Origin of the sequence: Arcobacter siniprincipis (SeqCode), from assembly GCF_048571125.1 — a bacterium.
GTDB lineage: Bacteria > Campylobacterota > Campylobacteria > Campylobacterales > Arcobacteraceae > Arcobacter > Arcobacter siniprincipis.
In genome coordinates this window covers 779,344-792,868 of sequence record NZ_CP182343.1, presented here as the reverse complement: position 1 = coordinate 792,868, position 13,525 = coordinate 779,344, and the positions used below count along the sequence as shown (strand labels likewise).

The window sequence follows — 13,525 nt, the reverse complement described above, 5'->3', positions numbered from 1 at the left end:
ATAAAAATTACTAAAGAAGATAAATGAATAAAAAAGAATTAATTGACTTGTTAGAGAAAAGTTCAAAAGAGAGTTTAAATGAAACAAGCACAATTGAAGAAGAAATTCCAAAAGAAAAAACAACTACAAAAAAAATAAAAATTGAAAAAGAAGAAAAGAAAAAAAGTAGTTTTAGTTTTTTTTATATAATCCTTGCCTTAATTATTGTAGGAGCTTTTTTATTTATCAATAAAAATAAAAATACAAACAATGGAACGACTCCACTAACTTTTGATGATTTACCTTCTAATGTACAAGCTATTTATGTATCAAAAGACACCTTACAAAATAGTGTTCAAGCAAAAGAAGATGAGCTAAATATAAAAGTTAAGCACTTAAAAGAAGAGCTTTCTATTTTAAATGAAAAATTTGAATTAGCAAATATTGAAAAAAATGAAATAAGAGTAGATGCTCAAAAATATAGATCAAAAAAATATGATGCTACAGGTTGTTATGATGAACAAGAAGGTACTTTTGTTTTTTATCCTTCTTGTTTAGAAAGAATTAATAAATTTTTAGATGAAAACAAAGATGCAACTTCTTTTCAAATAATCCCTGTTACTGATGCAAAAGATAGACTTTATATAAATAATATAATTGAGAATATAAAAGATACAAAAATTGATAAAAAACCTTTAAAAGACTATTTAATGGAAGGATTATCAAGAAAACGAGTATTAGAAGCATCATGGCATGTTAAAAAAAGACTAGGGAAAGAAGCAATTATTACTTATGTAAATTATATTGCTGATACTGCTGATAAAAGAGGTTTTACTATAAGAGCTTATAGATAAGAGTTTATAACCTCTTTATCACTAAAGGCTAGCTTTTGGTCATAAATGATTTGATACTCTTCATCACCTTTTCCCAAAATTAAAATCACACTATTTTCTTCAAATAAATCTATAGCTTTTTTTATAGCAAGTTTTCTATTTATCTCAACTTCAACTTTTGATTTATCACTAATCCCTTCTAAGATATCATTAATAATTAAATCAGGATCTTCAAATCTTGGATTATCACTAGTTACTATAATGTGTTTTGCATAGTTTTGTGCAATTTTTCCCATAAGTGGACGCTTTTGTTTATCTCTATTTCCCCCTGCCCCAAAAACTACAATAATATCCTTGTGTCCAAAACTCTGTAATACCTCTTTCATTCCATCAGGTGTGTGAGCAAAATCAACAATAATATAAGGATTTAAACTAAGTGTTTCCATTCTTCCAGAAACTCCTGCAAAGTTCTCTACAGCTTCACAAATTTCATTTAATGACTTATTTGTAGTCATGTGAACAGCAGCTATTGCAGCTGTTAAATTGTATATATTAAACAGACCCATCATCATAGAAGTAAAACTCTCTACTTTTTCAAAATTCTGTAAAGCAACATTCATCCCATCTTTAAATGAGTATGCCTGAACTTTATAAGTACTTGGAGAATCAAGTCCATAAGTTAAACAGTTTTTAGGATTAAATTTTGCTTTTTTTTCATCTTTATTTATAAGTTTTTTACTATCATCACTAAAAAAAGAGTTTTTTACATTTATATACTCTTCAATACTCTTATGATAATCAATATGATCTCTTGTAATATTTGTAAGAATTTTAAGCTCAAAATTTAAGCCCTCTATTCGTTTTTGCTCAATTGCGTGGGAACTAACTTCCATTACAAAAAAATCACAGCCATTTTCTATAGCTTTTTGAATGTGTGCAAAATTACCAAGTTGAACAGGAGTAGTTAAAGAATATTCTTCAACTCTTTGTTCATTAATAAAAAAACCTCTTGTTCCTTGAAGAGCAACTTTATAACCCAAATCCAAAAGAATAGAATAAATAGCCGCTGCTGTTGTAGTTTTACCATTTGTTCCAGTTATTCCTATGATTTTAATAGAAGAAAAGTCACAATGATTTTTTAAATCTTCAGCTTTTATAATCTCAACAGAACCATTTTTTTTGGCATCATCAATGAATTTTTCATTTTGTTTAGAATAAACAAAGGCAGAATTTTCATCTGCCTCTTTAGAATTATCTGTATATGTTTTATTATTTATGTGAAGTTGCAATTTTTTTTTCTTCTAGCATTTTATATAGTTCTTCTATTTTTGAATCATATGCAAAATATTCATTAAACCCTTCAAGGTATGAATATGCAGTTGTGTTAAAATCATTTTCTATTAATTTTGTTACAAAATCAAAAAAATCATCTTTTGAATCAATTGCAACTTTAGTAGAAAACATTATGTCTTCAAAGGCTACTCTAAAAGAACCTCTTGATTCAATTAAAGTTTTAAAATCATCATATTTAATAGCATCCAAAGAGTCAACTGTAGAAGTAGTCAAATCTTTTAACATATCCATCATTTTATCAATATCCCCATCATATGCATCAATTACATTATGTACATAAGCGATGGCTTCATCAATATCTTTATCTTTTGCAACTGTAAAATAGTCAAATAATGATAAGGCTTTATTTTCATCATCATTTGCTATATCACAAAATAGTGCATAAATTGGATACTCTTTATTGTATTTAAAAATCGATGATAATTGAGCGTAAATAAACATAGCTTTGTCAAATTCTTTATCTAAAAAATAGCTATTTGCATCATTTAATAATTTTTTTTCATTTACCATTACAACTCCTCTAATCTATTTTCCATACCAATTTCTACATTAATTATAATCAATTCAGGATGAATTGCAGCTTTTAATTCTTTTTCAACAACATATTTTAATGTACTTCCACTGGCACTGCAACCAACACATGCACCATTTAACTGTACAAATACCTTTCCATTTTTAACATCTAATAAAGACATAGCACCGCCATCTTGTGCAAGCATTGGTGCTATTTTACTATCAATTATATTTTTTACAACAGGAAATAAATCCTCATCACTAAATGGCATCATCGTTTCAACCTTTAATCTTCTATCTTTTTATTCTTTACAAAAAATATTCCAATAGCCATAAAAACTATTATTATAGCTATTGTTGTAAAAATTGTAAAAAGTGTTACTTCTTGTGTAAACATAAAAATTATCCTATAACTTCGTCACATCTTGGGCAAAGTTCATCTTCACTTTGTGATTTAAATTTCCAACATCTAGGACATTTTGCATTTTTTGCTTTATATGCTTCAAAAAGTTTTCCATCAATTTCAAAACTGATTAATGCTTCTTCTTGTTTAGTACTTAAGATATCACTAACTAAGAACCAATCTTCAGCTTCAATAGCTTCTAAAGAAAGAACATCATCAGAATTTGTATAAATATCAAGTTCTAATGTAGATTTTATTATTTTATCTTTTTTTAGTTTATCAACTGATTCAGAAAACTTCTCTTTAACTTTTATTAAATATTCTTCATTAAGTTTACTTTCAACTTCAGGGAAGTCAAATTTATTTAAATCAAATACATCATTAACATCATCTTTTAAAATTGCGGGTGCATACTCTAATAATTCATCAACAGTATATGTAAGAATTGGTGCTAACACTAGTAAAAGTTTTTTAGCAATTAAAGCCATTGCACTTTGAGCTGCCGTTCTGTGAACATCATTTTTATCATCACAATATAATCTATCTTTACAAATATCTAAATAAATACCAGATAAATCCACAACTAAAAAGTTATTTAATTTATTTAAGCCTTTTGAGAATTCATAAACACTAAACGAAGCATCAATTTCATCAAAAACTTTTTTTGATTTGCTCATAATCCATTTGTCTAAAACACCAAAATCTTTTACATCAACTAATTTTTCTAAATCACTAATATTTGCTAATAAAAATCTAGCTGTATTTCTTATTTTTCTATAAAGTTCTGCATTTTGTTTTAGAATATTATCTGAAATCTTTTGGTCATTTTGATAATCACTCATTGCAACCCATAATCTAAGTATCTCAGAACCATACTGTTTCATGATTTTTGCAGGATCAATTACATTACCCTTAGACTTAGACATTTTTTCGCCTTTTTCATCCATAGTAAACCCATGAGTAACTAAAGCTTTATAAGGAGCAACTTCACTTGATGCTAAAGTAGTAAGTAAAGAAGATTGAAACCAACCTCTATGTTGATCACTTCCTTCTAAATATACATCAGCTGGAAATGTTCCTGCATCATAATTTCTCGATCTTAGTACTGCATTTTGAGTAGAACCAGAATCAAACCAAACATCTAAAATATCGACTGTTTTTTCTAAATCATCAGGATTTAGTCCACTACCTGGATATAATAATTCACTAATTTCTAAATCATACCAAGCATCACAACCTTTTTGTTCAAAAATCATTGCAGTGTAATTCATTACTTTTTCATCAAAAACAATTTCATCTGTTTTTTTATTTCTAAAAAAGGCAATTGGAACACCCCAATCTCTTTGTCTTGAAATACACCAATCAGGTCTTCCATCAAGCATTGATTTTAATCTATTTCTTCCCCACTCAGGATAAAATTTAAGATTTTCTACCACATTTAAAGCATTTTCTCTTAAAGTTTTATTCTCCTTTCCATATTTATCATCTATTGATATAAACCATTGTTTTGTTGCTCTAAAGATAATTGGTGTATGTGTTCTCCAACAATGTGGATAAGAGTGTCTTATATCTACTCTTTTTAATAAGGCATCACCTAATTCTTCAAGAATTAATTCATTTGCTTTAAATACATTTAAGCCTAAATATTTTTCAGTATCCTTAAATAGTTTTTCTCTAATTATTGTTTCATCATATTTTCCATATGCATCAACAGGCATAATAACTTCAAGGTCATAAAGAAGACCTACTTTGTAGTCATCTTCACCATGCCCAGGTGCAGTATGAACAGCTCCTGAACCACTATCCATCATTACATGTTCACCTAGAATGATTTTAGATTTTCTATCATTTAATGGATTGATTGCAAAGCTATTTTCTAAATCTTTTGGATTAACTGTTTCTACAACTTTCCCAGAAATTACTTCATTTTCTACAAGTGAATTATAAAGTTTTTTAGCAACTATAAATTTATCACTTGTAAGTACATACTCTTCTTCACCATTAAGTGAAATACCTGTATTTGCAGGAAGTGTCCAAGGAGTTGTAGTCCAAATAATTACGCTAGCATCCATAGTTTCATGTTTAAATGCAACATAAATAGAAGGTGAAGTTTTATCTTCATATTCAACTTCAGCTTCAGCTAGTGCTGTTTGAGCAGCCCAAGACCAGTAAACAGGTTTAGATCTTTGTACCAATAAACCTTGTTTTGCAATAGCACAAAGTTCTCTATAAATATTTGCTTCAAATTTAAAATCCATAGTCAAATAAGGCTTATCCCAATCAGCGATAACACCTAATTGTTTAAATTCTTCCCTTTGAATATCTACAAATTTTGAAGCATGATCACGACAAAGTTGTCTTAATTTTGATTTTGGAAGTTCTTTTTTCTTAGTGCTTCCAATTTTTTCTTCAACTTTTTGCTCAATTGGTAAACCATGACAATCCCAACCCGGAACATATCTAATTGATTTTCCATCAAAATAATGAAACTTATTAATCATATCTTTTAAAATTTTATTTAGTGCATGACCTATGTGAATATGCCCATTTGCATAAGGAGGTCCATCATGTAATGTAAAAGATTGAGCACCTTTTCTATTCTCTTTCATTCTGTCATAAACTTTTTGCTTATCCCATTTTTCATATCTTAATGGTTCATTTTGAGGAAGATTCCCTCTCATTGGGAAATCTGTTTTTGGAAGTAATATACTATCTTTGTAATCCATTTTTATAATTACCTTATTCTTAAAATTGGGTGATTATATCCAAAGATAATTTAATATAAAGTTATCATGATAAAAACAAGATAAATAATCTTTTTTTAAATTATTAGATACAAAATAGCTTGTACAATAATTGTACAGCATAGTCCACTTTCTATACAAAATACTTTATATAATGTTTCTAATGTACACAATTATAACAAAACTATAATCTATATAATGTTACTAAATAGAATATTTTTGTACTTGCCCATAAATTTACATTAAATTTCAGATTAATTTTTATTATCTATGCTATTATTTTGCTATATTTTATTTTAGGAATTTGAACAATGAGTAATAAACATTATGACATTTTAGTTGTAGGTGGTGGAATTTCGGGTGCTGCGACATTCTATGAATTTGCGAAATATACAAATATTAAAAGCATATGTATGCTTGAAAAATATGAAAGTTTGGCAACTTTAAACTCAAAAGGTACAAGTAACTCACAAACAATTCATGTTGGTGATATAGAGACTAACTATACTTTAGACAAAGCAAAAATCACAAAAAGAACTGCAAAAATGATTGAGAAGTTCTGTCTTCAATATAACTTACAAGATAAAGTTATGTTTAAACATCAAAAGATGGCTTTAGGTGTTGGAGAAAAAGAAGTCGAATTTATCAAAAATAGATATAACGAATTTAAAGAAGTTTTTCCATATTTAGAATTGTGGGATAAGGAAAAATTAAAAGAATTAGAACCTTTATTAGTTTATGCTGATAAAGATAGAAAAGTAGAAAGACCAGAACCAATTATTGCTATGGGTGCAAATGACCAATATACAACTGTTGAATATGGATTAATGACAGAAGAATTAGCAAAAGCTGGGCAAAAAGCTGATCCTGAAAAAATTACTGACATATATTATAACTCTGAAGTTGAATTTATTGAAAAAATTGGTGATAAATTTAAAGTTAGTACAATAGGTGGTTCAGTCTATACAGCAGACTTTGTTGTAGTTAATGCAGGAGCCCATTCATTGTTTTTAGCTCATAAAATGGGATATGGACAAGATATGGGTTCTTTATCAATGGCAGGAAGCTTTTACCTTACAAATGATAAATTCTTAAATGGAAAAGTTTATATGGTGCAAAATCCAAAATTACCATTTGCTGCACTTCATGGTGACCCTGATATTTTATGTGATGGTAAAACTAGATTTGGACCAACAGCACTTGCACTATTAGTACTTGAAAGATATAAAGGCCTAAAATCATTCTTCCAATGCATAAAAACTATGAATTTCGATGGAAGCATTATGAAAATTATGTGGGACTTAGTAAAAGATAGTGAAATTAGAAACTATGTATTTAAAAACTTCTTATTTGAAGTACCAGGAATCAATAAAGGTCTTTTTGTAAAAGATGCAAGAAAAATTGTTCCTTCATTAAGTAAAGATGATTTAGAGTATGCAAAAGGATTTGGAGGAGTTAGACCTCAAGTTTTAAATAAAACAGAGAAAAAACTTATGTTAGGTGAAGCATCAATAAATCCAGGTAATGGAATTATTTTTAATATGACTCCAAGCCCCGGTGCAACTTCATGTTTAGGAAATGCAGAAAGAGATATAAGATATATTGTTGATTATTTAGGCCTAGAATTTGATGAAAAACAATTTTTAGCAGATTTAACTGAATAATATTGTTTTATAACTATTTAAAAGGGTATGGGAGCTTCTCATACCCTTTTTTTATATTAAAGGAATAACATGTTTAATGAGATATTTAATGAACAAGATATGATTGATATGCAAAACTTATTACTTAAACATAATAAGAGTATTACTTGTGCTGAATCTTGTACAGGAGGATTAGTTGCTTCACTTATAACTAAGATATCTGGATCTTCAAATATTTTTAATGGAAGTATAGTTTCATATTCAAATAAAATAAAAAATCAAGAACTAAATGTACAAAATAAAACCTTAGAAAAATTTGGAGCAGTTTCCAAAGAAACAGTTAAGGAAATGTTAAGTGGAGTAATAAAAAAATTTGATGCAAATTATGCAATAGCAATTTCTGGAGTTGCAGGACCTAATGGCGGTACAAAAACTAAGCCTGTAGGTCATGTAATCATCGGAATAATGGGAGATGATGGTTATCAAGAAATAGATATATTTCAATTTTTTGGTAACAGAGAAGAAGTACAATTTCAAGCTGCAAAAAGTTCATTATTTAAAATTTCAAAATTTTTGCAAAAAACCCTTGACAAATAAAAAAATTTTTCTTATAATTCCACTCCATTTTAATTAAGACGACCCGTTAGCTCAGTTGGTAGAGCATCTCACTTTTAATGAGGGGGCCAATGGTTCGAATCCATTACGGGTCACCATTAATTAAAATGATTTATTTTCATGTTTATTTTTAATACACATTATTTCGATTGGCCCCTTCATCTAGCGGTTAGGATCTTGGATTTTCATTCCAATCACAGGAGTTCGAGTCTCCTAGGGGTCACCAATCGGTCGATTAGCTCAGTTGGTAGAGCGCTACCCTTACAAGGTAGATGTCATAAGTTCGAGTCTTATATCGACCACCATTTTAAGTGTTATAAATTAGTGCGGCTGTAGTTTAGTTGGTTAGAACGCCTGCCTGTCACGCAGGAGGTCGAGGGTTCGAGTCCCTTCAGCCGCGCCACTATTTATGACCCGTTAGCTCAGTTGGTAGAGCATCTCACTTTTAATGAGGGGGCCAATGGTTCGAATCCATTACGGGTCACCACTTTTAAAAGTAAACTTTTCAAATATTTCGATTGGCCCCTTCATCTAGCGGTTAGGATCTTGGATTTTCATTCCAATCACAGGAGTTCGAGTCTCCTAGGGGTCACCAATCGGTCGATTAGCTCAGTTGGTAGAGCGCTACCCTTACAAGGTAGATGTCATAAGTTCGAGTCTTATATCGACCACCATTTTTTTAAAATAATAGTGCGGCTGTAGTTTAGTTGGTTAGAACGCCTGCCTGTCACGCAGGAGGTCGAGGGTTCGAGTCCCTTCAGCCGCGCCACTATTAAAATCTCACATAATCATTTTATCATCTAAAATTTGATATCCTCTTTTATCTCAAATAGGACAAAATATGATTAAAGCAAAATCTCTTTATCACTTAATTCTTTACAGTATTATTTTTATAATTATTCTAATATCTTTTTTTACTTTTATAATAATAGAAAATGCATTTGATGACTTTCAAGAAAAAATAGAAATAATAAAAACTGATTATGCAAATAAACAAAAATATAAAATGAAAAATGAAATAGAAAATGTAATTAATTTTATAGACTTTTACGACAAAAAATATAAAAATGCAAAATCTCAAAAAGAACTTCAAAAAGATATTTTAGAAGCAATTGAAAATATGAGAGATAAAAATAAAAAAGACAATTACTTATTTATTTATAATTATTCTGGAACAGCAATTTACAATCCTGCATCAAAACAATTAGTTGGAAAAAATCTTCTTAATTATACTGATAAAACAGGCAAAAAATTAGTTAAAGAACTTATCAATGTTTCAAAAGATAATGCAGGAGGATATGTTGAATATTTATGGATTAAACATAAAGACAAAAAGGAAGTAAAAAAGATCTCATATGCCTTGTCTTATGAACCATGGAACTGGACAGTAGGAACTGGTGTATATTTAACTGACTTGGATAAAATAGTTGCCCAGAAGCAATTTGAATACGATGAAAAGATTTCAAATTATACTCTTCAAATTTTATCTTTAACTATTATGTTAGTTCTATATTCTATTTTTATATACAAAAATGCAACTATTCTTATTGTCAATGATGTAAAAGCTATAGGAAAGTATTTTAAGGACTCACAAAACAATGATAATCCTATAAATCAAAATAAAATCATTTTTGGTGAGTTTAAAATTATTGCTAACTATGCCTATGATGCAATGCATAGTATTAAAGGCAAAAACAATATGTTAAGTGATTTAAATACTCACTTAGAAACAACTGTTACAAAACAAACAAAGCAACTAACTCAATTAATTGAAAAACAGAAAAAGTTTATTAAAAACTCTGTTCATGAAATAAATACACCTTTATCTATTATTCAAACAAATCTTGATTTATATAAAATGAGTAATCCAACTAACAAATACATAAGAAACATAGAAAGTGGAGCAAAAACTATCCAATATATTTTTGATGATTTGTCTTTTATGATAAAAAAAGATAGGGTAAACTATGAAAAAGAATTTTTTAATTTTTCAGAATATTTAAAAAATAGATTAGACTTCTTTGATGATATTTGTACTTCAAATTCACTATTTTTTGTTACCAATATTCAAGACCCTATTTTTATAAACTTTAATAAAACTCTATTACAAAGAATTTTAGATAATAATATTTCCAATGCAATAAAATACTCTTTTAAAGACTCCCCTATTTATATTAAATTACTAAAAGATGACTTAGGAATAATTTTTGAAGTTAAAACAATTTCAAAAAGAATAGAAAATACTGAAAAAATATTTAATGATTTCTATAGGGAAAATGATGCTAGAGGTGGCTTTGGATTGGGTCTTAGAATCGTAAAAGAAATTTGTGATAAGAATAAGGTTATAATTAACTTAGATTCAACAAATGAGAATACAAAATTTACATATAGGTTTACAACAAATGAAAATACTACTTCTTGAAGATGAAATGATGTTAAATAATGCCATAAGTGAATACTTATCTAATATTGGACATAGAGTCACTAGTTTTACTGATGGTCAAGATGTTTTAGACAATGTAGATACATCTTATGATTTATTGATATTAGATGTAAATGTCCCTACTATAAATGGTTTTGATATTCTAGATACATTAAATAAAAAAAATACATTTGTACCTACAATATTCATTACTGCACTTATAGATATAGAAGACATAACAAAAGCATACAAACTTGGGTGTAGAGAGTATATAAAAAAACCTTTTCACTTAGAGGAGCTTGGTATTAAAATTAATCAAATTTTGAAAAAAGACAAACAAACTACTTCTCATATAAAATTTTCTGAAAACTATTCATATTCAAAAACTGATAAAATTTTATATTTTAATAATGAAGCTCAAAATTTAACTAAAAAACAATTAGAAATAATCCATATACTTGCACTTAATATAAATATGATTGTAGATTTTGAAAGATTTAGAGTTGATGTTTGGGATGCAGAAGATATAGATAATCCTACAATTAGAGCAGAAATTTCAAGATTAAAAAAAGCACTAAAAGAAGACTTTATTAAAAATATTAGAGGACTTGGATATAAAGTAGAAAGATACTATTCATCATAAAGTACCTTTATTTGGTACTTTATGATCCTATTTACATAAAGTTTACATAAATTTCAAAATTTCTTCAGAAAATCATTCGATTGCTACCCTTTTGCTATTTACCCTTATTACAATTACATTGTTAATTATTAAAAGAGAAACTTTTTCTTTTGATAAATTCAAAAAAGGAGAACCTATGAGTCCAGAAAAAGCTCAGGCTTATTGGAAAGAAAATATTTCAACAATCTTTAAACTTCTTATAGTTTGGTTTGTTGTTTCTTACGGATGTGGTATTATATTCATTAATGAATTAAATGCTATAGAAATCAGTGGTGTTAAACTTGGATTTTGGTTTGCACAACAAGGTGCAATATATGTGTTTGTTGTTCTTATTTTCGTTTATGTTAAATTAATGAGTAGCATTGACGAAAAATATGGCGTTCACGAATAGGAGAAATAGAGTATGGAATTACAATCATTAATTTATCTATTCGTAGGTATCTCATTCGCAATTTATATTGGTATTGCTCTTTGGGCAAAAGCTGGTTCTACTAAGGATTTCTATGTAGCTGGTGGGGGGGTTCACCCAGTTGCAAATGGTATGGCAACAGCAGCAGATTGGATGTCAGCGGCATCTTTTATTTCGCTTGCAGGTATCATATCGTTCAAAGGTTCTGATGGAAGTGCTTACTTAATGGGTTGGACAGGGGGATATGTTCTACTTGCTATGTTACTTGCTCCATATTTAAGAAAATTTGGTAAATTTACTGTTCCTGACTTCGTTGGTGACAGATATTATTCAGATACAGCAAGATTAGTTGCTGTTATTGGTGTTATTTTCGTTTCGTTCACATATGTTGCTGGACAAATGAGAGGTGTTGGTATCGTTTTCTCAAGATTCTTACAAGTTGATGTTAATACTGGGGTGCTTATTGGTATGGGTATTGTATTCTTCTATTCTGTTCTTGGGGGTATGAAAGGTATCACATATACACAAGTTGCTCAATATGTTGTTATGATTTTTGCATATATGATTCCTGCAATTTTCTTATCGTTACAAGTAACTGATACATTTTTACCACAATTAGGTATTTTTAATACTACAACATTTGCATTTGATGATGGTGTTAGAGTTATTCCAGAAGGTACATATTTACTACATGCATTAGACACTGCAGTTACTGACTTAGGCTTTAAAGCATATACTGAATCAGGTAACTTAAAAAATGTATTTATGTTAACTACTGCTCTTATGTTAGGAACAGCTGGTTTACCACACGTTATCGTTAGATTCTTTACAGTACCAACTGTTAAAGATGCTAGAGTATCTGCTGGTTGGGCATTAGTATTTATTGCGATTATGTATACAACGATTTCTTCAGTTGCTGCATTCTCAAGAGTTAACTTAATTAAAAATGTTCAAAATGTTGAATATAAAGCTTTCGTTAATGGTGAGATTGAAGGTAATAATGGTAAATGGTTTAAAACATGGGAACATGGTGGATTATTAGCATGGACAGATAGAAATGGTGATGGTAAAATTCAATATGCTCCGGATGCTGCATTTAAAGGTAAACCTGCATTCGATGGTACTAAAACTGGAGAATATGGGGAAAGAATAACTACAAATGCTGTTCCTGCTGCAAATAGTGGGAAAATAGAAAATGAGTTATATGTTGATAGAGATATCATGGTTCTTGCTAATCCTGAAATTGCTAACTTACCTAATTGGGTAATTGCATTCATTGCTGCTGGGGGTCTTGCTGCTGCATTATCAACTGCTGCTGGTTTATTACTTGTAATTGCTTCTGCAATTTCTCATGACTTAATGGGGCAAGTTATTTTCAAAGATAAAGATACTGGTAAATCAACATTAAATGAAAAAACTGAGTTAATGTGGGCTAGAATCTCTGCGGTAGTTGCAATTTGTATTGCTGGTTACTTAGGGATTCACCCTCCAGGATTTGTTGCACAAGTTGTTGCATTTGCATTTGGACTTGCTGCTGCTGCATTCTTCCCTACAATTATTCTTGGGGTATTTGATAAGAGAATGAATAAAGAAGGTGCTATTGCTGGTATTTTAACTGGTCTTATCTTTACTTTTGGATACATTGTTTACTTCGTATTTTTAGGTGGAGATAAAGCAAATTATTTCTTAGGAATTGATCCAACTGGTATTGGAACAATAGGAACAATCTTACACTTAATTGTTGCAATGATTGTATCAAGAATGACTCCTCCACCACCACAAGAGATTCAAGATCTTGTTGAAAGAATTAGAATTCCTTCAGGTGCGGGTGACGCTGTAGATCACTAATCTTAGGATTAGTTACTAAAAAGTATACCTTCGGGTATACTTTTTTTTTACTTTTTTATTTCTACTTTATTTATTAGAAGA

General features: G+C 29.1%; 11 protein-coding genes and 8 tRNA genes. 15 read left to right on the top strand and 4 right to left on the bottom strand.

Going from position 1 to position 13,525, the window contains the following annotated elements:
- The first annotated feature begins 23 nt into the window (after nucleotides 1-23).
- Nucleotides 24-833, top strand: coding sequence for a hypothetical protein (locus ACNI3D_RS04025; protein WP_419768333.1), 810 nt, complete (start codon nucleotides 24-26; stop codon nucleotides 831-833).
- Here ACNI3D_RS04025 and ACNI3D_RS04020 read toward each other — a convergent pair.
- From ACNI3D_RS04020 to ileS, 4 genes are all read right to left on the bottom strand, one after another.
- On the bottom strand, nucleotides 824-2,101 hold the full coding sequence (locus ACNI3D_RS04020) for a UDP-N-acetylmuramoyl-L-alanyl-D-glutamate--2,6-diaminopimelate ligase (RefSeq protein WP_419768332.1): 1,278 nt from the start codon (nucleotides 2,099-2,101) through the stop codon (nucleotides 824-826). The two genes, ACNI3D_RS04025 and ACNI3D_RS04020, sit on opposite strands and share 10 nt — an antisense overlap.
- Nucleotides 2,082-2,675 carry a hypothetical protein gene (locus tag ACNI3D_RS04015; protein ID WP_129100083.1) on the bottom strand — a complete coding sequence of 198 codons (594 nt, stop codon included), beginning with the start codon at nucleotides 2,673-2,675 and terminating at the stop codon, nucleotides 2,082-2,084. The genes ACNI3D_RS04020 and ACNI3D_RS04015 overlap by 20 nt, the downstream gene beginning before the upstream one ends.
- Nucleotides 2,675-2,953 carry a NifU family protein gene (locus tag ACNI3D_RS04010; protein ID WP_375722965.1) on the bottom strand — a complete coding sequence of 93 codons (279 nt, stop codon included), beginning with the start codon at nucleotides 2,951-2,953 and terminating at the stop codon, nucleotides 2,675-2,677. The genes ACNI3D_RS04015 and ACNI3D_RS04010 overlap by 1 nt, the downstream gene beginning before the upstream one ends.
- A gap of 127 nt (nucleotides 2,954-3,080) precedes the next feature.
- On the bottom strand, nucleotides 3,081-5,807 hold the full coding sequence (ileS, locus tag ACNI3D_RS04005; protein WP_419768331.1) for an isoleucine--tRNA ligase: 2,727 nt from the start codon (nucleotides 5,805-5,807) through the stop codon (nucleotides 3,081-3,083).
- A 329-nt stretch (nucleotides 5,808-6,136) separates the two neighbouring features.
- Here ileS and ACNI3D_RS04000 point away from each other — a divergent pair, with 329 nt between their 5' ends.
- From ACNI3D_RS04000 to ACNI3D_RS03935, 14 genes are all read left to right on the top strand, one after another.
- Entirely contained in the window at nucleotides 6,137-7,489 is a 1,353-nt protein-coding gene (locus tag ACNI3D_RS04000; RefSeq protein ID WP_419768330.1) for an FAD-dependent oxidoreductase, read from the top strand.
- 69 nt (nucleotides 7,490-7,558) lie between these two features.
- Nucleotides 7,559-8,065, top strand: a complete 507-nt coding sequence (locus tag ACNI3D_RS03995; protein WP_129100079.1) for a CinA family protein — start codon at nucleotides 7,559-7,561, stop codon at nucleotides 8,063-8,065.
- A 40-nt stretch (nucleotides 8,066-8,105) separates the two neighbouring features.
- Nucleotides 8,106-8,181: transfer RNA gene (locus ACNI3D_RS03990), tRNA-Lys, on the top strand.
- Nucleotides 8,182-8,234: 53 nt separating this feature from the next.
- A tRNA-Glu gene (locus tag ACNI3D_RS03985) sits at nucleotides 8,235-8,309 on the top strand.
- A 3-nt stretch (nucleotides 8,310-8,312) separates the two neighbouring features.
- Nucleotides 8,313-8,388, top strand: a tRNA-Val gene (locus ACNI3D_RS03980).
- 21 nt (nucleotides 8,389-8,409) lie between these two features.
- A tRNA-Asp gene (locus ACNI3D_RS03975) sits at nucleotides 8,410-8,486 on the top strand.
- A gap of 8 nt (nucleotides 8,487-8,494) precedes the next feature.
- Nucleotides 8,495-8,570: transfer RNA gene (locus ACNI3D_RS03970), tRNA-Lys, on the top strand.
- A 33-nt stretch (nucleotides 8,571-8,603) separates the two neighbouring features.
- Nucleotides 8,604-8,678: transfer RNA gene (locus ACNI3D_RS03965), tRNA-Glu, on the top strand.
- 3 nt (nucleotides 8,679-8,681) lie between these two features.
- Nucleotides 8,682-8,757: transfer RNA gene (locus ACNI3D_RS03960), tRNA-Val, on the top strand.
- An 18-nt stretch (nucleotides 8,758-8,775) separates the two neighbouring features.
- A tRNA-Asp gene (locus tag ACNI3D_RS03955) sits at nucleotides 8,776-8,852 on the top strand.
- Nucleotides 8,853-8,924: 72 nt separating this feature from the next.
- The gene (locus ACNI3D_RS03950; RefSeq protein ID WP_419768329.1) at nucleotides 8,925-10,505 is read left to right on the top strand and encodes a sensor histidine kinase; all 1,581 of its coding nucleotides are present in this window, start codon (nucleotides 8,925-8,927) and stop codon (nucleotides 10,503-10,505) included.
- Nucleotides 10,486-11,148, top strand: coding sequence for a response regulator transcription factor (locus tag ACNI3D_RS03945; RefSeq protein ID WP_129100077.1), 663 nt, complete (start codon nucleotides 10,486-10,488; stop codon nucleotides 11,146-11,148). The genes ACNI3D_RS03950 and ACNI3D_RS03945 overlap by 20 nt, the downstream gene beginning before the upstream one ends.
- Nucleotides 11,149-11,323: 175 nt before the next feature.
- Entirely contained in the window at nucleotides 11,324-11,578 is a 255-nt protein-coding gene (locus ACNI3D_RS03940; RefSeq protein ID WP_129100076.1) for a DUF4212 domain-containing protein, read from the top strand.
- Nucleotides 11,579-11,590: 12 nt separating this feature from the next.
- A complete protein-coding gene (locus ACNI3D_RS03935; protein WP_129100075.1) occupies nucleotides 11,591-13,444 on the top strand; it encodes a sodium:solute symporter family protein in 1,854 nt (617 codons plus the stop codon).
- Nucleotides 13,445-13,525 lie beyond the last annotated feature (81 nt).

What these genes read in the sequence shown, in the direction of transcription:
- ACNI3D_RS04025 (WP_419768333.1), top strand. Translation starts at nt 24, where the DNA reads ATGAATAAAAAAGAATTAATTGACTTGTTAGAGAAAAGTTCAAAAGAG.
- ACNI3D_RS04015 (WP_129100083.1), bottom strand. Translation starts at nt 2,675, where the DNA reads ATGGTAAATGAAAAAAAATTATTAAATGATGCAAATAGCTATTTTTTA.
- ACNI3D_RS04010 (WP_375722965.1), bottom strand. Translation starts at nt 2,953, where the DNA reads ATGATGCCATTTAGTGATGAGGATTTATTTCCTGTTGTAAAAAATATA.
- ileS (WP_419768331.1), bottom strand. Translation starts at nt 5,807, where the DNA reads ATGGATTACAAAGATAGTATATTACTTCCAAAAACAGATTTCCCAATG.
- ACNI3D_RS04000 (WP_419768330.1), top strand. Translation starts at nt 6,137, where the DNA reads ATGAGTAATAAACATTATGACATTTTAGTTGTAGGTGGTGGAATTTCG.
- ACNI3D_RS03995 (WP_129100079.1), top strand. Translation starts at nt 7,559, where the DNA reads ATGTTTAATGAGATATTTAATGAACAAGATATGATTGATATGCAAAAC.
- ACNI3D_RS03950 (WP_419768329.1), top strand. Translation starts at nt 8,925, where the DNA reads ATGATTAAAGCAAAATCTCTTTATCACTTAATTCTTTACAGTATTATT.
- ACNI3D_RS03945 (WP_129100077.1), top strand. Translation starts at nt 10,486, where the DNA reads ATGAAAATACTACTTCTTGAAGATGAAATGATGTTAAATAATGCCATA.
- ACNI3D_RS03940 (WP_129100076.1), top strand. Translation starts at nt 11,324, where the DNA reads ATGAGTCCAGAAAAAGCTCAGGCTTATTGGAAAGAAAATATTTCAACA.
- ACNI3D_RS03935 (WP_129100075.1), top strand. Translation starts at nt 11,591, where the DNA reads ATGGAATTACAATCATTAATTTATCTATTCGTAGGTATCTCATTCGCA.